Raw genomic sequence first — 20,187 nt, 5'->3', positions numbered from 1 at the left:
CCGGACCGTAAAGGAACATGGTAACGCAAGGGTTAATGCGATCAACCTGCGGATGATAAAGACGGGGCGGTATCGCCAGGTCTCCGCGAAAATTCTACCGCGAGTTTACCTGCTATTAACCCTAACGGACCGATAACGTCACAAAAGCTGGTCGTTTCCGGAGCCTATGAACCGCATGTCCACCGCAGCTATCAAGACGGGTCTCGCGATCACGGCGGCAGCGCTGTCGATGTTGCTCGGCGGCTGCACGAGCTACCAGCCCGCACCCAAGGCCTTCAGTGAAGCCACGATCCAGCCCTATCGGCTCGACAGCGGCGACCGCCTGCGCATCAATGTCTTCGAACAGGCCGGTCTCAGCGGCACTTACACGGTCGATCAGGCCGGCTACGTCGCCTTCCCCCTGATCGGCACCGTCGCCTCGCGCGGCAGGACCCTACCTGAACTCGAGGGCATGATCGCCGCCAAGCTGAAGCAGGGCTATCTGCGCGATCCAGACGTCACGATCGAGGTCGATCGCTACCGTTCCGTCTTCATCATGGGCGAAGTCGGCCAGGCTGGCCAATATGCCTATGTGCCCGGCATGACCGTGCAGAACGCGATCGCTGTCGCCGGAGGATTCTCTCCGCGCGCCAATCAGTCCAACGCCGACATCACGCGCAAGATCAATGGCCGCATCATCACCGGCCGGGTGCCGATCACCGACGCGGTTCTTGCCGGCGACACGATCTATGTTCGCGAACGCCTGTTCTGATCTCGATGCAACAAGAGCGGCCTTTGCGCATCATCCACTGCTTCAGGTCGCCTGTCGGCGGGATATTCCGCCACGTGCGCGACCTGGCCGAGGCGCATGCCAAGGCCGGCCACGAGGTCGGGATCCTCTGCGACAGCACGACGGGTGGCAGTCACGAGGATCGGTTGTTCGACGAAATCCGCCCCTATCTGGCGCTCGGCCTCATACGGATGCCGATCCATCGCTCGGTCGGGCCGTCGGATTTTGCCGCGTTGTGGCGCGGCTATAAGGAAATCAGAAGTTTGCGACCGGATGTGTTGCATGGGCACGGCGCCAAAGGCGGCGTCATTGCCCGGCTCATCGGTTCAGCCTTGCGGGTCAACAGGTATCGCGTAGCCCGCCTCTATTCGCCGCATGGCGGCAGCCTGCACTACCGTCCCGGCTCTATGACAGGCCGGCTGGTCTTCCCGGCGGAGCGGATCCAGCAGCGGATTACCGACGCCCTCGTCTTCGTCTGCGATTTCGAGCGGCAGACCTATTTCGCAAAGGTCGGCGCGCCGCGTGAGCGCAACGAACTGATCTACAACGGCATCGACGACCTAGAGTTCGAGACCGTCCCGCCCGGGCCGGATGCGGTCGACTTTCTCTATATCGGCATGATGCGGGACCTGAAGGGTCCCGATCTGTTTGTGGAAGCTTTCGCCCAGACAGAAAGGCTTGTCGGCAGGCCGCTGTCGGCGCTTATGATCGGTGACGGCCCGCAGCAGCAGGAATACAGCGATCTGGTGCTGCAGCAGGGCCTCGCCCGCCGCATCCGCATGCAGCCGGCGATGAAGACGCGCGAGGCCTTCGCGCTGACGCGCAACATCGTCGTTCCCTCGCGCGCCGAGTCCATGCCCTATATCGTGCTCGAGGCGCTTGCCGCGCGGAAGCCGGTCATCGCCAGCCGTGTCGGCGGCATCCCGGAAATTCTCGGACGCGACAGCACCGCACTTGCCGAACCCGCCAATGCCCGGTCGCTCGCCGACATCATGGCCCGTGCAATCACCGAGAAGGACTGGGCGGCACGTGTGATGCCCGATCCGAGCACGTTCAAGTCGCAATTTGCAGCTTCGGTAATGTCGGCGGATATGCTAAGCCTCTATCGGGAATTGTGCCGTTACCAGCCGCCCGCCGATAGCGTGTTGCCCACAACGTAAGCGTTTCTTAGTGGCTTTCTGCTATCCCGGCTGAGGGACTTCAGCGCCGGAAGACAGCCATGAACAAGTTTGACCGCCCGGGTTCGTTCGATCCCGAAGCGCTTCGCAAGAAGATTTCGGAAATCCGCGCCCGCGCGCCCGGCGAAATGCCGGGCGAAACGACGACCACGGATCTCAATCCGCTTGCGCGGCAGATCGCCGAGCAGTTCAGCGCCGATACCTATTCGCCTGCGATGATCATGGGGCTGATGCGCCTGTTCGAATTCAGCGCGCTCTTTACGATCGGCTATGCCATCAACGCGCTCTATGTCCAGCCGGGCTTCGAACAACTGCCGCTTTACCTGGCAATTCTCGTCGGTGGTTCCGCATTGGCGGTCGCCGCCATGCAGATCGCCGACACCTATCAGATCCCGGCGTTGCGCGCCTGGCTGCGGGTGATGCCGCGCATCCTCGCCTCCTGGGCCATCGCGTTTGGCGGCATCGCCATCGCGCTGTTCTTTCTGAAATCCGGTCACCAGTATTCGCGCGTCTGGTTCGGCGGCTGGTTCATCGGCGGCGCAATCTTTCTGATCGCAGAGCGCGCCTTCATCGCCTATTCCATCCGCCATTGGGCCCGAAACGGCACGATGGAACGCCGCGCGGTCGTCGTCGGCGGCGGCCAGCCGGCCAAGGACCTGATCCGCACGCTCGAGGACCAACCCGACAACGACATCCGCATCTGCGGCATTTTCGACGACCGCGACGAGCGCCGCTCGCCCAATGTGATCGCTGGCTACCCGAAGCTTGGGACGGTCGACGAACTGGTGGAATTCGCCCGCCTGGCGCGCATCGACATGCTGATCATCTCGCTGCCGCTGACGGCGGAGAAGCGCATTCTCCAGCTTCTGAAGAAGCTCTGGATCCTGCCGGTCGACATCCGGCTCGCCGCCCACGCCAACAACCTGCGGTTCCGCCCGCGCAGCTACTCACATGTCGGCGATGTCCCCATGCTCGACATCTTCGACAAGCCGATCGCCGATTGGGACTCGGTCGCCAAGCGCGGCTTCGACATCTTCTTCAGCCTGGTCGCCCTCGTGCTTCTGTGGCCGATCATGCTCGGCGCGGCGATCGCCGTCAAAGCGACGTCCCCGGGCCCGATCATCTTCAAGCAGAAGCGGCACGGCTTCAACAACGAGACCATCGAGGTCTACAAGTTCCGCTCGATGTATACGCATATGAGCGACCCGACGGCCCGCAACGCCGTGACCAAGCGCGACCCGCGCGTTACCCCCGTCGGCCGTTTCATCCGCAAGTCCTCGATCGACGAACTGCCGCAGATCTTCAACGTGCTGAAGGGCGAGCTGTCGCTCGTTGGGCCGCGGCCGCACGCCGTGCTCGCCCAGACCCAGAACCGAACCTACTCCGACGTCGTCGAAGGCTATTTCGCCCGCCACCGCGTCAAGCCCGGCGTCACCGGCTGGGCGCAGATCAACGGCTGGCGCGGCGAGATCGACAATGACGACAAGATCCGCCTGCGCACCGCCTTCGACCTGCACTACATCGAAAACTGGTCGTTGCTCTTCGATCTCAAGATCCTGTTCCTGACGCCGTTCCGGCTTCTCAATACCGAGAACGCCTATTGAGCACCGTCGATACAGGTCGGCTCCCGATCGCTCGCCCCCAGCTCGCGGCGCTCTCGCTGCTTGGCTCCGGGCTCGTCGCCTTTGCCGTGTTTCTCTCCGGTTTCGTCATTTTCGAGCCGGCGCCCTATGAGCTGTTCCTGGTCGCGCTCATCGGCCTTTGGGCGCTCGTGGGCCTCAAGATCTCGCGCAGCGTCGCCCCGCTGCTGACGCTTCTGACCCTGTTCATGGTCGGCGGCATCCTGTCCCTGACGGTCATGACAGACCTGACGAAGGGGCCGATGTACATGGCGGTCTCCGGCTTCCTGGCGCTCTCCTCGGTCTTCTTCGCAGCCATCATCGAGGACCGCCACGAACGCCTGCGGCTGATCTTCAATGCCTGGACGGCGGCGGCCATCATCACCGCCCTGCTCGGCATCCTCGGCTATTTCGGCGCCGTGCCGGGCGCGGAAAGCTTCACGCTCTATGGCCGCGCCAAGGGCGCGTTCCAGGATCCGAACGTCTTCGGCCCGTTCCTCTCGGTGCCGGCCATGTACCTCATCCACGGCATCCTCACGCAGCCCATCCAGAAAGCCCCCCCGAAGATCGCCGCGCTGATGGTGCTGGCGCTTGGCGTCTTTCTTTCGTTCTCCCGCGCAGCCTGGGCCCTCAACCTCTTCTGTGTCGTCGCCTTCGTCTTCGTCATGCTGCTCAAGGAGCGAAACGGCCTCTTCCGCCTGCGGATTCTGGTGTTGGCTCTCGTCGGCGGGATCATGATCGTCGGCGCCCTCCTCGTCGCGCTGCAGTCCGAGCAGGTCGCAACACTCTTTTCCAGCCGCTCGCAGCTGGTGCAGGACTATGACGGCGGCCACCTCGGGCGCTTCGATCGCCACCGGCTAGGCTTCCTGATGTCGATGGAAAAGCCGCTCGGCATCGGCCCGATGGTTTTCAGCACGATCTTCCCGGAGGACGAGCACAACGTCTGGCTGAAGTCGCTGACGTCCTACGGCTGGCTCGGCTTTGTCAGTTACGTGACGCTGATCGTCTGGACGCTCTCGCTCGGCTTTCGCTTTCTGCTGCTCAACCGCCCATGGCAGACCTATCTGATGATCGCCTGGGTCGCCGTTCTCGGCCATGTCGGGGTCGGCAATGTCATCGACACGGACCATTGGCGCCACTTCTATCTGCTCATCGGAATCATCTGGGGATGCGCCGCCCTTGAATATCGCCATCGCCGGCAGGCGCGCGCCGGCCGGAGCTCCTGACCATGGAACATGTGGTTCCGCGCCGGTCGCCGGCCCCTCCCCTCAAGCTCCTGCAGGTGCTGGAGCCGAGTGGCGGCGGCTCGGGCCGACACTTTCTCGATCTGTGCCGCGGCATGCACAAGCGCGGGCATCACGTCGAGGCCGTCTATTCGCCGGTGCGCGCCGAGGAAGGTTTCGTTCGTGAACTGAAGGCAATCGGCCTGCCTGCCGTACACGCCGTCAACATGAAGCGCGCACCCGGACCGTCTGACGCCATCCGCTTTCTCGAACTCCGCCGCATCATGCGGGCCAACAGTTTCGACATCATCCATGGCCACAGTTCCAAGGCCGGTGCGCTGACACGCCTGCGGCTGCCTGGTTCTCATGTTCCGCGGATCTACACGCCCCACGCCTTTCGCACACTGGACCCGACGCTCGGCCGTGGTGGACGGTTGATCTACGGCGCGATCGAATGGGCGCTGGCCCGTTTCTTTACCGATCAACTGATCTGCGTTTCCGACGACGAGTTCCACCATGCGCTCTCGCTGCATATGCCCGAGAAGCGCATGTCGGTGATCGTCAACGGCGTGGCACCGCCCTCATGCGAAATGGCGCAGACGCTGCGCGCGAGCTTCGGGATCGCGCCGGACGCTTTCGTCTTCGGCTTTGTTGGACGACTTTCCGCACAGAAGGCGCCGGAACGGCTGATCGCAGCGTTCAAGAGTGTTGCCGCTTCCGTCAGAAACAGCCACCTGGTCCTGGTCGGCAGTGGCGAGCTCGAAGGTGACCTTCGCAAGGCGATCGCCGAAAGCGGACTGCAGAACCGCATGCATTTGACCTCCGCCTTCACCGGCCCGCAAGCCGTTCCCGCCTTCGACCTCCTGGTGATGCCAAGCCGCTACGAGGCCATGTCCTATGTGATGCTCGAAGGGGCCGCCGCCGGCAAGGCGATCATCGCAACCGACATCGGTGGCGCGCGCACGGTGATCGAGGACGGGCGGAACGGTTATATCCTGCCCAATAGCGACGACACGTCCGCGCTCGCCAAGACCATGATCCAGGCGGCGGAGCCCGAAACGTTCAAGGCCCTGTCGGCTAGCGCCGAAAACCTGAAAGACCGCTTTACGCTCGCCGTCATGCTCGATAGCACAGAGGCCCTCTACCAGAAGGCGGCCTCAAAGCGGCAGACGGTCGACATGCTCCAGTCAACCAGGTAGCGCAGAAAGAACGGCGTGATTGCCGCGCTGTATTCTCGGGAAAAAAAGAGGCCCTGCTGAAGGACCTCTTTTGCTGCGGTCGCAGGATCGCTTAAGGCGTCGACCCTTCTGCGCCCGAACCGCCACCGGTATCGGGATTTGAACTCGGCGCCCCGGTATCACCGTTGGCGTTTGCGGTGCCGGTATCAGGGTTGGAGCTCGGAGCACCGGTGTCCGGGTTGGAACTCGCTGTACCCGTATCGCCCGGCGACCCGGTGGGCTGGCCCGGAACGAGGATGACGGCGTCGTCTGCACGGGCAGTGCCGGACGCCGAGATGAGCGGCATTGCCGTCAGGGCCGAAAGCCCGAGCAACGACGCGGCAAAAATCTTCGAAAACGTCTTCATTACATTTCCTCCTTTGGCAGACAGACGCCCGCCATGAGGCCATTCCATCACTTTCGCGAGGACGGCGATCGACCCCAGCCGCGTGGACCATCGCACCGGAACGAGGCATTTTAGCGATTTCCGATGGGCGATAAATTTTGTCAGGCGCAAGCGACAAAACCGCATCCGATCTCGGAGCAGACACGGTGGGCCAAAGCGAAACAATCAGCAGGCGTTTGAGATTTTTGCCGGGGCAATGGGTGCCCGAATGCGCGATTTTACGCGTGGAACTACTGGCTACCGCCAGCCGCCAATTGCGGTAGCGCTGCTGTATGACTGAAATCAAAGAGGAAAATGGTCGGAGCGGCGGGATTCGAACCCACGACCCCTTGACCCCCAGTCAAGTGCGCTACCGGGCTGCGCTACGCTCCGAACCGAGGAAACCCCTATATAACCAACGCTTAGAGCGCAAGCGGGAAAATGCGGCCTGGATCGAAAAAGGAACAAACGGCGTGGAAAAGTATGTTTGGGAACCGAAAGTCCAACGGGACTTCCGCAAACTCACAGCATGGCGTCGCACCTGTGATGCGACCGTGGACATAGAAAGCTCCCGCCATTCGCGCGCCACTGGGTGTCTGCAAGTTCCGATGCTGCCTGACGAGGGACTCACCGACCGGCCGTCCGTCTACCGAACCTTCACCAAAACGAGATCCCGTCGCTCGAAACTTGCTGCCTAACGCAACGTGAGCTTGCCATCATGGATGAATTGAGGGACAGTTTGATACTGGCCCTTGAGGCCTGGAGCGTCTCCCCTGCTAGGAGAAAACCATGCCTCTTAAGTCCCTTATGGCCCTCACCGCGCTTGCGCTTCTCACGCTCTCCGGCTGTGCGACCTCCGGTTCGACCAACACGACCTATGCGCAGTGGACCGGCCCCTACCCGGAGCCCGACGTCTCCGCGGCGAGCCCCGGCGGCTTCCGGATCTCCTACTGACGCTTTCAATCCTTGCTGGAATAGTCGCGCGGGCGCCCTGCGGACGGATGCGTATATGCCCCTCTTCGGCAGGAAGCCCGCAGACGGCACCATCTCGGCAATCGTGTAAAAGGTGTCTGTGGAGGCAACCGTATTCGGCAGACGTTCGGCCGTGCGGAACCGGTCTTGATAATCGCCTGCTATGGCTTTCTCAGCGCACCTGGTCGAGAAGCCGCTTGCATTCCAGGAGGTCGTAGAGCGCCTCCTGAAGCAGGGCGCGATCTTCCTTGCCAACGGACGACGATTTGCCGAGCGAGATCTCCGGCACGTCGTCGCTGTTGCCGCCGAAGGAGAAGAAACGGCGGCTCGCCGGCGCCTTGGCGCGGCCGACGATCTGATCCTCCTCGGAAAGACCAGCCTTCGGCGGTGCCGGCTCCTCGTTGCTGGAGGCTGCCAGCGCCTCGACGGTCGCGAGATCGCCGCTTGCAATCGCCGCGACGAACTTGTTGCCGTTGGTCTTCAGGAGCTTCTGCACGCCCTTGATCGTATAGCCGTGATCATAGAGCAGATGCCGGATACCCTTCAGAAGGTCGACATCCTCCGGCCGGTAGTACCGCCGGCCGCCGCCGCGCTTCATCGGCTTGATCTGCTGGAAGCGGGTTTCCCAGAAACGCAGGACATGCTGCGGCAGATCGAGATCGTCAGCGACCTCGCTGATGGTGCGAAAAGCGTCCGGGCTCTTTTCCATATCGTTCCCAATCCATGCCGTGCGACTCAGGCTCGAAAGCCGTAGTGAGCCGATACCGCGCCAATGATGGCACGAATCGGCTCCATTTCAACGGCTTATGGATGGGTTTTCAACCACATTTGTGGCTGTCGTCAGGCGTTCACGAAACGGGAGATACCGGTTTCTGCTTGGCCCTGCGGCCCAGATGCGCCTTCAGGACGCGCTGCTTCAAGACATTCGACGCCTTGAAGGTCATCACGCGCCGGGGCGAAATCGGCACTTCCTCGCCGGTTTTCGGGTTTCGCCCGATGCGTTCGTTCTTGTCGCGGACCTGGAAGGTCGCGAAAGAGGACAGCTTCACACTCTCGCCACGCACGATTGCGTTGCATATTTCGTCAATGACGGTTTCCACCAATTCGGCAGACTCTGTCCTCGACAGACCCACCTTGCGAAAAACCGACTCAGCCAAGTCCGCCCGTGTTACTGTTTTTCCGCTCATCTTCCCCCACCAACGTCTGGTACGCCGATCAGCGTCCGAAGACTATTGCCCTTGCCTTTTGCGGTCAAGCGTCTGTTGCTTAAGCAATTTCTTTACCAGCGGAGAAGCACGGAGCCCCAGGTGAAGCCGCCGCCCATGGCCTCGAGCAGGACGAGGTCGCCCTTCTTGATCCGGCCGTCGCCCGCCGCCGCATTCAACGCCAGCGGAATGGAGGCTGCGGAGGTGTTGCCATGGAGATCGACCGTGACCACAACCTTATCGAGAGGGATGCCGAGCTTCTTGGCGGAGCCGTCGATGATGCGCCGGTTGGCCTGGTGCGGCACCAGCCAATCCAGATCTTCGGCCGTCGTCCCGGTCGCCTCGAAGGCAGCCTCGATCACATCGGTGATCATGCCGACCGCGTGCTTGAAGACTTCGCGGCCTTCCATCTTCAGATGGCCGACCGTCCCAGTGGTCGAAGGGCCGCCATCCACATAGAGCTTGTCGCGATGTGCGCCGTCGGAGCGAAGCTTCGCCGTCAGCACGCCCCGGTCGGCAATGGTGCCCTCGCCTTCCTGGGCTTCCAGGATGATGGCGCCGGCGCCGTCACCGAAGAGCACGCAGGTCGTGCGGTCGTTCCAGTCGAGGATACGCGAGAAGGTCTCCGAGCCGATCACCAGCACGCGCTTAGCAAGCCCACCGCGGATATAGGCATCCGCCGTGGTAACCGCGTAGACGAAGCCCGAGCAGACCGCCTGCATGTCGAAGGCCGCGCCATGGCGCATGCCGAGGCGGTCCTGGATGTTGACAGCCGTTGCCGGAAACGTGTTGTCGGGAGTGGAGGTCGCCAGGATGATCAGGTCGATATCATCAGGGGTAAGCCCCGCATTGGCGAGCGCAGCACGCGCGGCACCTTCGCCGAGCGAAGCTGTGGTTTCGCCCTCGCCGGCGATGTAGCGCTGCCGGATGCCGGTGCGCTGCACGATCCACTCATCGGACGTATCGACCTTGGATTCCAGCTCCTGATTGGTGACCACGCGCTTCGGCAAAGCTGCGCCGAAACCGCGAACGACGGAACGGATCATCTATTCAAACCTCATCATTCATGCCGGCGGAAAGGGCCTTGGGCGGTTCGCCGCCATGGTACTTCGCCAGATCGAGCTCGATCTTCGACTTCAGGCCATTCTTCACCATGTCGTAGCCGACGTCGATCGCGGCTGCAAAACCCTCAGCATCTGCACCACCATGGCTCTTGATCACGACGCCATTGAGGCCGAGGAACACGCCGCCATTGACCTTCCTCGGGTCCATCTTCTCCCGCAGGCGGTCGAATGCGCCCTTGGCCAGGATGTAGCCGATCTTGGCAAGAAGCGTGCGCGACATCGCCGCGCGCAGATATTCGGCGATCTGGCGCGCGGTGCCTTCTGCGGCCTTCAGCGCGATGTTGCCGGAAAAACCTTCCGTGACGACGACGTCGACGGTCCCGCGACCGATGTCGTCGCCCTCGACGAAGCCGTAATAGTCGAAGCCGTCGATGTTGGCTTCACGGATCAGGCGGCCGGCTTCCTTGACCTCTTCCTGTCCCTTGATTTCCTCGACGCCGACATTCAGCAGCCCGACCATCGGCCGCTCGATCTCGAACAGCGCCCGTGCCATGGCGCCGCCCATCAGCGCGAAATCCATCAATTGCTGCGCGTCCGCGCCGATCGTCGCGCCGACATCAAGCACGATGCTCTCGCCTTTCAGCGTCGGCCAGATGGCGGCAATCGCCGGCCGTTGAATTCCCTGCATGGTGCGCAGACAGAAGACCGACATGGCCATCAGCGCGCCGGTATTGCCGGCGGAAACAACGACATCTGCCTCGCCGGCATTGATCGCGTCGATCGCTTTCCACATGCTCGACTTGCCGCGGCCTCGGCGAAGCGCCTGGCTCGGCTTCTCGTCCATGGCGACTGCAATCTCGCAGTCGTAAAAGGTGCTGTTGGCCTTCAGCTTCGGATGTTTTTCAAGGAGGCCCGCGCACTGCGCTTCGATGCCGAACAAAACGAACTTGATGTCCGGATGACGTTCAAGCGCCCTTGCGGCGCCGGGGATGACGACTTCAGGACCATAGTCGCCCCCCATCACGTCAAGTGAAATTCTGACCACGCGTGTCTTATCCTTCATTTCTGCCACACAACACGTGCCGCCGCGGCGTACTCAACGGAAACGCATTGACGAAACATATTGCTTCTGACGCTTGAGCCAAGCACGCGGCAGATCGCTTTAGCGGCTCTTCTGGCCGGTTTGGGGCCAAAATACTGCTTTTCCTTTGCGTGACAACCGAATTGTAGATGACGCTTTCGCGACCTCAGTCCTTTTTCCAGTCCTTCAGGACCGCAAAGGGGTTCGGCTTCTTGTCATCGGCAGATGTGCTCTCGATGCGCTCGCCGAACGTCACGCCGGGCTTACGGGGATAAGGCTCGATCGCGAGTGCAACCTGCTCGCTGACGACGACGCCGGCGTCGATGGTGTCGCCGATAAAGGTATCGGGAATATCGGGGCCGTCAGGGTCGAGAATCATCTCGCCACCGTCATTGCTCGCCTGGCGGGCAAGCCGCGAGCCCTCGGGCACGAAGATCGCTTCGACCGGTTCGTCGATATCGGCTTCGACCGGCTCAAGAGTGACGACACAGCTCTGCACGACGCGGGCCCTGACGTCGCCCTTGATCTTCACGCCATCCTTCTTCCAGCGCGCGATCTGCAGGTCGGCTTCGAGCGACAGAACCTCGTTGATGTTCCAAAGCGCGGCAAGCGCCTTGCGCTCGCGCTCGTTGGCGGAGAGATGCACGCTGACCGCGTTCGCCGAAATGTGCCCGACTTTCACCGGATAAGAAAAGGCCGCCTGACTTTCGTCTTTCATGATTGGATCCTTCCTCGCGCGGGCTACCTGGCACCCATCGCGAACGCAGCCGCCAACCGGCTGCCGGTGGCGACGCTCTTGTTTTCTATTACGCCCCAGCCGGCGGAATGTGCAACTGGCCGATTTCGACGGCGTCTTCCGCGACATCGACGAGCTGGGCCTCAACCGCCAGCAGATAGCCAGCAAGCGCAACCATCGAAGGCGCCGCGTCGCCGCCATCAGGATGGAAGTTGCGCCTGAGCGCTGCCGCCAGGGCCTCGACGTCCCTTGCTTCCAGCGCCGCCGCATAGGATTCGAGTCGACCGTAATACATGCCGGCCAACTTCTTCATCTTCTTCGGCACGCCGGCATCGCCGACGCCGAGCTCGCGGATCGAGTGATCCACATCCTCGAAGAAGGCATCGATGATCTCCTGGGCGATTTCCTGGCCAGGCCTTGCCGAAGCACGTGTGCGGCGGAAATAGAGGATCAGCGTCGCCGACAGCATCTCGAACCGGCCCATGACCGTGTCCGGAACATCGAGGTCGGTGTAAAGGTAGGGCTGGCGTGCCGCCGCCGTCAGCAATGCATATTGCCGCTCGACAATCGCGGTGTTGCCACTTTTTCTTTTAAACAGTCCAAAAATCATCACAAAGCTCGGGCTTGGCTTTCTCGAAATGCGCGCAAGCGCCCATGACGTTGTTGCATGACAGCCGAAGCTGGTTTACCGAAGCAGGCACGAATTGCAATGGCGGATCTGCCATCGTTTCTCCAAGGGGAGCTGTCGTTGACGAAGCGGTATTTGAGAAAAAACTTTAAGACCCTCGGCCGCGTGGCGGTCGTAGCCACCATCGCCGGTTTTACCCTTTCCGCCTGCCAGTCCGCCAATGTCGGTGAAGTTCTCCATCAGGGCTATGTGGTTGATCAGGAAACGCTAAACCTCGTTCCGGTCGGTTCCAGCCGCGAGCAGGTGCTGCTCTCGCTCGGCACGCCGTCGACGACCGCGACCTTCGACAACGAAGTGTTCTACTACATCTCGCAGACGCGCAAGCGCCCTGTCGCCTTCATGAAGCCCAAGCTGATCGACCAATCGATCCTGGCCGTCTATTTCGACAAGGAAGGCACCGTCAGCCAGCTGGCTCACTATACGCTGAAGGACGGCAAGGTCTTCGACATGCTGACACGCACGACGCCGACAGGTGGCAAGGAAACGAGCTTCCTCGGCCAGCTGCTGACGGGCCCCGGCGCCGGTCAGGCCGCGGCGCGCAGCCTGTTCAAGGACTTCGGCAACTAAGCCTCCCCATTCCAAACAAAGGCCCGCGGAACGATGTTCCGCGGGCCTTTTGTTTGCGCATCGATGCGATCAGGCGAGGACGGCCAGAAGCAAGAGCGCCACGATGTTGGTGATCTTGATCGCCGGGTTCACAGCCGGCCCGGCCGTGTCCTTATAGGGGTCGCCGACGGTGTCGCCGGTTACCGACGCCTTGTGGGCGTCGGAGCCCTTCAGATGGCGTTCGCCATTCTTGTCGACAAACCCGTCCTCGAAGCTCTTCTTGGCGTTGTCCCAGGCACCGCCGCCCGAGGTCATCGAGATCGCCACGAAGAGGCCGTTGACGATGACACCGAGCAGAGAGGCACCGAGAGCCGCGAAAGCCGAAGCCTTCGAGCCCGAGAGCAGCAGCACGCCGAAATAGACGACAATCGGCGCCAACACCGGGAGCAGCGAAGGAATGACCATTTCGCGGATCGCCGCTTTTGTCAGAAGGTCGACGGCGCGGCCATAGTCCGGCCGTTCGGTCCCCTGCATGATGCCGGGCTTTTCGCGGAACTGGCGGCGAACCTCCTCGACGATCGACCCGGCCGCACGGCCGACCGCAGTCATCGCGATACCGCCGAAGAGGTAGGGAATGAGGCCGCCGAAGATCAAACCCGCGACCACGTAAGGGTTGGAGAGATCGAAGGAGATCTGCCCGACATCGGCGAAGTACGGATACTTGTCGCCGTTGGCGGCAAAGTAGCTGAGGTCGTTCGAGTAGGCGGCGAAGAGCACCAGCGCACCGAGACCGGCCGAGCCGATCGCGTAGCCCTTGGTGACGGCCTTGGTGGTGTTGCCGACGGCGTCGAGCGCGTCGGTGGATTTACGCACTTCCGGCGGCAGATGCGACATTTCCGCGATGCCGCCGGCATTGTCGGTGACCGGACCGAAGGCGTCGAGCGCCACGATCATGCCGGCAAGGCCAAGCATGGCGGTGACGGCGATGCCAGTGCCGAAGAGGCCGGCAAGCTGGTAGGTGGCGATGATGCCGCCGACGATGACGATCGCCGGCAAAGCCGTCGATTCCAGCGAGACGGCCAGACCCTGGATCACGTTGGTGCCGTGACCGGTCACCGACGCCTGGGCGATCGAGTTGACCGGCCGCTTGTTGGTGCCGGTATAGTATTCCGTGATCACCACGATCAGGGCCGTTACGATCAGGCCGAGAATACCGCAGAGGAACAGATTCCAGCCGGTGATCTCCTTGCCGGCGACGGTGCCGATCGTGCCCCAGCCGATGGTGAAGGACGTGGCGGCGCCGAGACCGAGGATCGACAGGACACCGGTCACGATCAGGCCCCTGTAGAGCGCACCCATGATCGAGTTGTTGGACCCGAGCTTCACGAAGAAGGTGCCGACGATCGAGGTGATGATGCAAGCCGCGCAGATGGCAAGCGGATAGACCATGACGGTCGCAAGCACAGGCGTGCCGGCAAAGAAGATCGCCGCCAGAACCATGGTCGCCACGACCGAGACCGCATAGGTCTCGAACAGGTCGGCTGCCATGCCGGCGCAGTCGCCGACATTGTCGCCGACGTTGTCGGCGATGGTTGCCGGGTTGCGCGGATCATCCTCGGGAATGCCGGCTTCGACCTTGCCGACGAGGTCGCCGCCGACGTCGGCACCCTTGGTAAAGATGCCACCGCCGAGACGGGCGAAGATCGAAATCAGCGATGCGCCGAAGCCGAGCGACACCAGTGCGTCGATGACTTCGCGCGAGGCGGGCTCATGACCCAGGCCGGCCGTGAGGACGACGTAGTAGACCGAGACGCCAAGGAGCGCGAGGCCGGCCACAAGAAGGCCGGTGATCGCGCCGGATTTGAATGCGATATCGAGGCCGGAGGCGAGGCTCACGGACGCCGCCTGGGCAGTGCGGACGTTTGCCCGGACCGAAACATGCATGCCGATGAAACCCGCGGCACCCGAAAGGATCGCACCGATCAGAAAGCCGAAAGCGGCGGCGGGAGAAAGAAGAACCCAAGCGGCGATGAATACGACGACGCCGACAATGGCAATGGTCTTGTATTGACGCGTGAGATAGGCCTGCGCCCCTTCACGAATGTAGCCTGCGATTTCTTGCATGCGGGCGTTCCCCTGGTCGGCGGCAAGCACCGACTGTGTTGCCCAGATGGCATAAGCCACCGCGAGCAACCCGCATGCGATAACGCCCAATAAAATGGTCATTTCGCATTACCCTCCGTTACAACCCGCGGACTCACTCCCGGCCGCAGGCCCCTCAAAACCGCGAATCACGCACCACCTCCTCAAGCAGCACCCCTCACGGCGCGGCCAGAGTGCGGTTGCAACAGGAGATCGTCAAGCCCCGAGAAACGCCACTGGCGGCGCCTCGTTCGCTTTAGATTTCAGGGGAATGGAGCGTTAGGCGGCGGCCTTGCGCGGCGCCCGCTTCAGGAGCAGCAGGAGGATAAGGCAGACGATCGTTACCGGCCACACGACCGCGTTCAGCATGTCCCAGCCATAGGCGGTGAGCACCTTGCCCGAGGCAAACGACGACAGCGCCACCGTGGTGAACAGGATGATGTCGTGGAAGGCCTGAACCTTGTCGGCCTCCTGCGGGCGATAGCTGCTGGCAACAATCGCCGTCGAGCCGATGAAGCCGAAATTCCAGCCAAGGCCGAGCAATACGAGCGCGCCCCAGAAGTTCCAGAGCTCGATACCCATATGCGCAACCGCGGCGCAGGCCATCAGCAGAAGGAGGCCACAGCCGACAATGCGCTCGGCGCCAAAGCGGCTGATGAGCATGCCGGTGACAAAGCTCGGCGCGAACATCGCCAGCACGTGCCACTGGATGCCGAGCGTGGCGAGTTCGGTCGAGAAGCCGCAGCCGATCACCATGGCGACCGGCGCCCCGGTCATCATGAAGGTCATCAGCGCGTAGCTGGAAATGCCGCAGATCATGCCGGTGGCGAAGCGTTGGCTGCGGACAATCTCGCCGAGGGGACGGACAGACTGATCGTGGTGGGCACTCACCATTGCGCCCGGCTCGGGCAGCCGCAGCGGCGCGAAAAACAGGGCTGCAACCAGGCAAATCGGCATCAGGACGACGAAAGCCCCGGCAAAGGAAACCGGCGCGAACAGGTCGCCAGCAAAAATGACGATCTGCGGACCAAGAACGGCCGAAACGATTCCGCCGCCAAGGATCAGCGAGATTGCCTTGGGCTTGTAGAACGACGGCGAGGCGTCGGCGGCAGCGAACCGCAGCTTCTGCGTAAAGCCGTTCGACGAGCCGAGCATCGCAAGGGCGAAGGCGAAAAGCCAGAAATTCTCGCGGAAGAGCGCGACGGCGGCGAGTGCTGCCCCGGCGGCCGCTATTGCGGTCCCGCTCATGAAGGCGAAGCGGCGGCCGATCAGGCGCGACAACACCGCAACCAGCACGACGCCGAGCGCCATGCCGACGTTAAAGGCAGTGAGCGGCGCGGTGGCCAGCGACTTGTCCTCCGCCAGCATCTGGTAGCCGGCGACACCGCCGACCGAAAAGCAGATGGGCCCGACGACGCCAAGAACGGCCTGTGCGGCTGTCAGGAGGTAAACGTTGCGGCGTGTTTCGCGAAGGGTGTTCCCCATGTCCTCAGCAGCAGCCGCAACCATCGACCTTACTTCCTCGGTTCGCCGCGGACCTGCTTGGCAATGCGGTCGAGAACGGCATTGACCAGCTTGGGCTCATCATCCGAGAAGAAAGCCTTGGCGATCTCGACATACTCCGTGACGATCACCGGAACCGGCACGTCCTTGCGCTCGAGCATCTCGAATGTACCCGCGCGCAAGATGGCACGCACGGTGGAATCGAGGCGCGACAGAGCCCAGTCGTCCTGGAGTGCCGAGCCGATCAGCGGATCAAGCTTGCGCTGGTCGCGCACGACACCGGCGACAATCGACCGGAACCAGGAGGCGTCCGCCTTCAGGTAGGTGTCGCCGTCGACATCCTGTCCGAGGCGATGCGCTTCGTATTCAGCAACCACTTCCAGGACACCGGTGCCGCCGATGTCCATCTGATAGAGCGCCTGCACCGCAGCGAGGCGTGCTGCACCGCGCTGGTTGACCTGCTTCAGCGGTTGATCCGAGGGGGTTTTCGTCACTTTTCCGTGCCCAATTTCTTCTTAAGTTCAATCATGGTCAGTGCCGCACGCGCAGCAAAGCCACCCTTGTCGCCTTCCGACCGGCGGGCGCGCGCCCAGGCCTGGTCGTCGTTCTCCACCGTCAGGATACCATTGCCGATCGCAAGGCTCTCGCTGACGGCGAGGTCCATGATCGCGCGCGAAGACTCGTTCGCGACGATGTCAAAATGGTAGGTTTCGCCGCGAATGACCATGCCAAGGGCCACGAAACCATCATATTCGGTGCCGCCCTCGTCGGCGCCGTCGAGTGCCATGGCAATCGCCGGCGGGATTTCGAGCGCACCCGGAACCGTCACGATATCATAGGTGGCCCCGGCTGCGTCCAGCGCATGCTTGGCGCCGTCGAGCAATGCATCGGCCATATCGTCATAGAAACGCGCTTCCACAATCAGGATGTGGGCTGCCGTGGTCTCTGCCATGGATCACCTGTCTTTGAGAGTTCCGCGCCGGATGCGACCGGCTGAGGCGGCGGTAAAACCACGCCCGGCGCCGAATGGCAAGCAAATTCCGCCGCAGACGGCCTTTTGCCGCGTTTACAGGGCCGCAACATGCGGCCGTTGCCGCTGCAAAATGCCAATGCCGTGGGTCTTGCGCGGCCGCGTTGCTGGCTCCAAGTTCGAAGCCGTCGATATCAAGCTGGATTTTTCGTATGCCCGAAATCGGTTCGACCAACATCGTCCTGCCCATGAAACCTCTTGGCGTCGTCTTCGACATGGACGGATTGCTCTTCGACACCGAAGCGCTCTACCGCGACGCGATGATCCAGACAGCGGCAGCGCTCGGTCACAACATGCCTGTCTCCCTTTATCTCGATACGATCGGGCTTTCGGCCGAGGCGACGCGCATGTTGCTTCGCGGTCGCTTCGGCGATGCCTTCGACCTCGCTCAGTTCTGGGAGCGTACCTCGGCGCAATTTGCGACAATGGCGACGACCGAGCTGCGGCTGAAGCCTGGCGTCGTCGATCTCCTCGACCTGCTTGACGGCATGGGCCTGCCGTTTGCGATTGCCACCTCGTCACAACATCACGACGTACAGCGCAATCTCGACCGGCACGGATTGCGCGACCGCTTCCCGACGGTCGTTGCCTATGGCGACTACGATCATGGCAAGCCGCACCCGGCCCCCTTCCTGACGGCTGCAAGTCGGCTCGGTATCGCGCCGCAGTATTGCCTCGCTCTCGAAGACAGCCACAACGGCGTGCGTTCGGCTTCGTCTGCCGGCATGATGACGGTCATGGTGCCCGATCTCCTGCCTCCGACCGAAGAAATGAAAACCCTTTGCGTTGGGATCGCCAGGTGTCTTCACGAGGTCGCCACGGCGCTGATCGGCAGACGAACGTGACCGCGCAGCTCGGCGTTAAACCAACGCGCGATAGCGCCCATATGCTTTCGCCAATGGATTGCAACACTAGGATGTATTCCTGTAACCATCGTCGCTAATTTTAGCGATCGCAGGTTGACGACGGGACGAACGCGCGACACGGATAGAACGTATTAGCGTTGCCGCGACAACGGTACGCGAGGGAGGAACATGTGACCGATACGAAAAAGCCGATCGTTAATCCCAAAAACCTAGAACTCGACCACTGGACGCAAGGCACCTTTTTCGAATCCCGCGACGCCGCCTTCGGCGCGCTACTCGGCCTCAAGGATCTGGGCATCGGCTACGGTGAAGTACCGCCGGGCAAGTCCGGCTGCCCGTTCCACAATCATCACGTCGAAGAAGAACTTTTCATCATCATCGAAGGCGAAGGCACGTATCGCTTCGGCAGCGAGCGGTATCCGGTCGGCCCCGGCGACATTCTGGGCGCCCCTGCGGGTGGACCGGAAACGGCCCACCACCTGATCAACACCGGCTCGGTGCCGCTCAAGTACCTTTCCATCTCGACCAAGGCGGCCACGGAAATCTGCGAGTATCCGGACTCCGGCAAATTCCTTGCCAGGACGCGTGGTTCCGATGGCCAAAGACGCTTCCTTTTCACCGGCCGTCCGGAAAGCGATGTCGACTACTGGGACGGCGAGCCCGGCGCCTGATTTCATCACAGCTTAGGATCGAATATGCATAGCGTTCCCATTATCGAGACCGACCGCCTCATCCTGCGCCCCTACCGCCGTGACGATTTCCCCGCCTATTCCGCGCTGTTCGGCGATGCCGAGGTGATCCGCTATGTCGGCGGGGTGCCGTTTACGCGCGAACAGTCCTGGACGCGATTCCTGCGCCAGGTCGGCATGTGGCACTATTTCGGCTTCGGCTTCTTTGCCATCCAGGACCGGGAGACCGGGGGTTTTCTCGGCGAGGCCGGCTTCCACGACGTGCACCGCGCCATCACACCTTCGCTCGAAGGGACGATGGAAACCGGATGGGCATTGTCACCGAAAGCGCACGGCAAGGGGCTGGCGACGGAAGCCGTCAGTGCGGCGCTCAAGTGGGCCGACCACCAGTTTCCGAAGCTACGCAAGACCTGCATCATCGACGTCGGAAACCGCGCTTCGATCCGGGTCGCGGAGAAGCACGGCTTCAAGGAATTCTGGCGAACGACCTATCACGGCAACCACGTGATCATGTTCGAGCGCCACCAGAAGGCAGCAGCCGCGACAGGCGACCGAAGGGCTCGCGCGCACGCCGAAACATGAACAATTTTTAATTGTTTTCCCGATGCCAGCGCCATGGAAAGGGCCACATTCCGGCCCAGTTTCCTAGTCGTTGGCACGACGCGCCCTCCCCAAGAAGGGAGCAAACGCCGACCAATCAGTCGAAACAGTCCAGCGCCTTTGCTTGCGGGTGACAACGCCCGCAAACGAACCCTGCTGGCCGCCGCAATGGGCGATCCTCACCGGCCCGGAAACCCGCAAGGTTCCGCGTTCCCGTAACGGGTCGGCTTGCGCCTTGTTGCCGGCAAACAAAGGAGCATGACCATGAACCGCATAGCCAAGCTTTCCGTCATCGCTGCTCTCTCCGCCCTTTCCTTCGGCGGCGTCTCCTATGCTGCGAGCGCAGCCATGAACTGGCCGGCCGAAATCGACCACACCGTTCGCGATTTCAAGGGCGATCATTTCAACGTCGTCGACGTGGATACGCTGAAGGAATCGAGCCAGACGCGCATGTGGATCAACGAAGCGACGCCGCAACAGATTTCGTCCCTGCACGCGGCCGTCGAAGGCAACAAGCCGCTTGCAGCCAAGCTCAAGGCGCAGAATGTCGAGATGAACAACATTGCCGGCGCCGAACAGGCAGCCGATGGCAGCCTGACCCTCTACGTGCGTTGAGTGTCAACACCTCCCGAAACCAGAACCGCCCCCGATTGGGGGCGGTTTGCATTCGGCAA

The 20,187-nt window shown here is 62.1% G+C and carries 22 protein-coding genes and 1 tRNA gene; 11 read left to right on the top strand and 12 right to left on the bottom strand.

Annotated features, from left to right (window positions below):
• Positions 1 to 175 precede the first annotated feature (175 nt).
• From IB279_RS06615 to IB279_RS06595, 5 genes are read left to right on the top strand one after another with little or no spacing between them, the layout of a single operon-like run.
• Positions 176 to 751: a polysaccharide biosynthesis/export family protein gene (locus tag IB279_RS06615; protein ID WP_034804249.1), complete on the top strand. Its 576-nt coding sequence runs from the start codon at positions 176 to 178 to the stop codon at positions 749 to 751.
• A 5-nt stretch (positions 752 to 756) separates the two neighbouring features.
• The gene (locus IB279_RS06610) at positions 757 to 1,929 is read left to right on the top strand and encodes a glycosyltransferase family 4 protein (RefSeq protein ID WP_113188294.1); all 1,173 of its coding nucleotides are present in this window, start codon (positions 757 to 759) and stop codon (positions 1,927 to 1,929) included.
• Positions 1,930 to 1,988: 59 nt separating this feature from the next.
• On the top strand, positions 1,989 to 3,551 hold the full coding sequence (locus tag IB279_RS06605; RefSeq protein ID WP_034803694.1) for an undecaprenyl-phosphate glucose phosphotransferase: 1,563 nt from the start codon (positions 1,989 to 1,991) through the stop codon (positions 3,549 to 3,551).
• On the top strand, positions 3,548 to 4,792 hold the full coding sequence (locus tag IB279_RS06600) for an O-antigen ligase (RefSeq protein WP_060606649.1): 1,245 nt from the start codon (positions 3,548 to 3,550) through the stop codon (positions 4,790 to 4,792). Before IB279_RS06605 ends, IB279_RS06600 begins: the two co-directional genes overlap by 4 nt.
• Before the next feature lie 2 nt (positions 4,793 to 4,794).
• Positions 4,795 to 5,988 (top strand): glycosyltransferase family 4 protein, encoded by a 1,194-nt coding sequence (locus tag IB279_RS06595; protein ID WP_113188293.1) that lies wholly within the window; start codon positions 4,795 to 4,797, stop codon positions 5,986 to 5,988.
• A 91-nt stretch (positions 5,989 to 6,079) separates the two neighbouring features.
• Here the strand turns inward: IB279_RS06595 and IB279_RS06590 are convergent, their stop codons facing one another.
• Together IB279_RS06590 and IB279_RS06585 are read right to left on the bottom strand one after the other, a co-directional pair.
• On the bottom strand, positions 6,080 to 6,373 hold the full coding sequence (locus tag IB279_RS06590; RefSeq protein WP_034803714.1) for a hypothetical protein: 294 nt from the start codon (positions 6,371 to 6,373) through the stop codon (positions 6,080 to 6,082).
• A 334-nt stretch (positions 6,374 to 6,707) separates the two neighbouring features.
• Positions 6,708 to 6,784, bottom strand: a tRNA-Pro gene (locus tag IB279_RS06585).
• Between the two features lie 396 nt (positions 6,785 to 7,180).
• Between IB279_RS06585 and IB279_RS06580 the strand changes: the two genes are divergently transcribed.
• A complete protein-coding gene (locus tag IB279_RS06580; RefSeq protein ID WP_089043959.1) occupies positions 7,181 to 7,345 on the top strand; it encodes a hypothetical protein in 165 nt (54 codons plus the stop codon).
• 190 nt (positions 7,346 to 7,535) lie between these two features.
• On the opposite strand, the gene IB279_RS06575 is transcribed toward IB279_RS06580, so the two are convergent.
• From IB279_RS06575 to IB279_RS06550, 6 genes are all read right to left on the bottom strand, one after another.
• Positions 7,536 to 8,072 (bottom strand): MerR family transcriptional regulator, encoded by a 537-nt coding sequence (locus IB279_RS06575; protein ID WP_060580887.1) that lies wholly within the window; start codon positions 8,070 to 8,072, stop codon positions 7,536 to 7,538.
• A 139-nt stretch (positions 8,073 to 8,211) separates the two neighbouring features.
• The gene (locus tag IB279_RS06570) at positions 8,212 to 8,550 is read right to left on the bottom strand and encodes an integration host factor subunit alpha (protein ID WP_034803721.1); all 339 of its coding nucleotides are present in this window, start codon (positions 8,548 to 8,550) and stop codon (positions 8,212 to 8,214) included.
• A gap of 92 nt (positions 8,551 to 8,642) precedes the next feature.
• A complete protein-coding gene (locus tag IB279_RS06565; RefSeq protein WP_034803724.1) occupies positions 8,643 to 9,614 on the bottom strand; it encodes a beta-ketoacyl-ACP synthase III in 972 nt (323 codons plus the stop codon).
• 4 nt (positions 9,615 to 9,618) lie between these two features.
• A complete protein-coding gene (plsX, locus tag IB279_RS06560) occupies positions 9,619 to 10,677 on the bottom strand; it encodes a phosphate acyltransferase PlsX (RefSeq protein ID WP_034804255.1) in 1,059 nt (352 codons plus the stop codon).
• A 202-nt stretch (positions 10,678 to 10,879) separates the two neighbouring features.
• The gene (locus IB279_RS06555) at positions 10,880 to 11,431 is read right to left on the bottom strand and encodes a DUF177 domain-containing protein (RefSeq protein WP_034803727.1); all 552 of its coding nucleotides are present in this window, start codon (positions 11,429 to 11,431) and stop codon (positions 10,880 to 10,882) included.
• A gap of 88 nt (positions 11,432 to 11,519) precedes the next feature.
• The gene (locus tag IB279_RS06550) at positions 11,520 to 12,059 is read right to left on the bottom strand and encodes a ubiquinol-cytochrome C chaperone family protein (protein ID WP_034803730.1); all 540 of its coding nucleotides are present in this window, start codon (positions 12,057 to 12,059) and stop codon (positions 11,520 to 11,522) included.
• A gap of 138 nt (positions 12,060 to 12,197) precedes the next feature.
• Between IB279_RS06550 and IB279_RS06545 the strand changes: the two genes are divergently transcribed.
• Positions 12,198 to 12,704 (top strand): outer membrane protein assembly factor BamE, encoded by a 507-nt coding sequence (locus IB279_RS06545; protein ID WP_034804258.1) that lies wholly within the window; start codon positions 12,198 to 12,200, stop codon positions 12,702 to 12,704.
• 69 nt (positions 12,705 to 12,773) lie between these two features.
• Here IB279_RS06545 and IB279_RS06540 read toward each other — a convergent pair whose 3' ends face one another.
• The 4 genes from IB279_RS06540 to ribH all read right to left on the bottom strand — a co-directional run bounded on the left by IB279_RS06540 (position 12,774) and on the right by ribH (position 17,280).
• Positions 12,774 to 14,909, bottom strand: coding sequence for a sodium-translocating pyrophosphatase (locus IB279_RS06540; RefSeq protein ID WP_060522169.1), 2,136 nt, complete (start codon positions 14,907 to 14,909; stop codon positions 12,774 to 12,776).
• A gap of 195 nt (positions 14,910 to 15,104) precedes the next feature.
• Positions 15,105 to 16,334 carry an MFS transporter gene (locus IB279_RS06535; protein ID WP_060529814.1) on the bottom strand — a complete coding sequence of 410 codons (1,230 nt, stop codon included), beginning with the start codon at positions 16,332 to 16,334 and terminating at the stop codon, positions 15,105 to 15,107.
• Between the two features lie 5 nt (positions 16,335 to 16,339).
• Positions 16,340 to 16,822: a transcription antitermination factor NusB gene (gene nusB, locus IB279_RS06530; RefSeq protein ID WP_034803740.1), complete on the bottom strand. Its 483-nt coding sequence runs from the start codon at positions 16,820 to 16,822 to the stop codon at positions 16,340 to 16,342.
• A complete protein-coding gene (gene ribH, locus IB279_RS06525; RefSeq protein ID WP_034803742.1) occupies positions 16,819 to 17,280 on the bottom strand; it encodes a 6,7-dimethyl-8-ribityllumazine synthase in 462 nt (153 codons plus the stop codon). Before ribH ends, nusB begins: the two co-directional genes overlap by 4 nt.
• A 230-nt stretch (positions 17,281 to 17,510) precedes the next feature.
• Here ribH and IB279_RS06520 point away from each other — a divergent pair, with 230 nt between their 5' ends.
• From IB279_RS06520 to IB279_RS06505, 4 genes are all read left to right on the top strand, one after another.
• Positions 17,511 to 18,203, top strand: a complete 693-nt coding sequence (locus IB279_RS06520; RefSeq protein ID WP_210338593.1) for an HAD family phosphatase — start codon at positions 17,511 to 17,513, stop codon at positions 18,201 to 18,203.
• A gap of 191 nt (positions 18,204 to 18,394) precedes the next feature.
• Positions 18,395 to 18,895, top strand: a complete 501-nt coding sequence (locus IB279_RS06515; RefSeq protein ID WP_034803747.1) for a cupin domain-containing protein — start codon at positions 18,395 to 18,397, stop codon at positions 18,893 to 18,895.
• A gap of 24 nt (positions 18,896 to 18,919) precedes the next feature.
• The gene (locus tag IB279_RS06510; RefSeq protein WP_051659660.1) at positions 18,920 to 19,495 is read left to right on the top strand and encodes a GNAT family N-acetyltransferase; all 576 of its coding nucleotides are present in this window, start codon (positions 18,920 to 18,922) and stop codon (positions 19,493 to 19,495) included.
• A gap of 282 nt (positions 19,496 to 19,777) precedes the next feature.
• Complete coding sequence (locus IB279_RS06505; protein WP_034803749.1) at positions 19,778 to 20,128, top strand: hypothetical protein; 351 nt, start codon at positions 19,778 to 19,780, stop codon at positions 20,126 to 20,128.
• The last annotated feature ends 59 nt before the right edge of the window (positions 20,129 to 20,187 follow it).

This window comes from Ensifer sp. ENS06 (assembly GCF_014852205.1).
In the GTDB taxonomy this organism is placed as follows: Bacteria; Pseudomonadota; Alphaproteobacteria; order Rhizobiales; family Rhizobiaceae; genus Ensifer; species Ensifer adhaerens.
The sequence above is the reverse complement of the archived record's forward strand: the minus strand, read 5'-3'. Positions and strand labels throughout refer to the sequence as shown.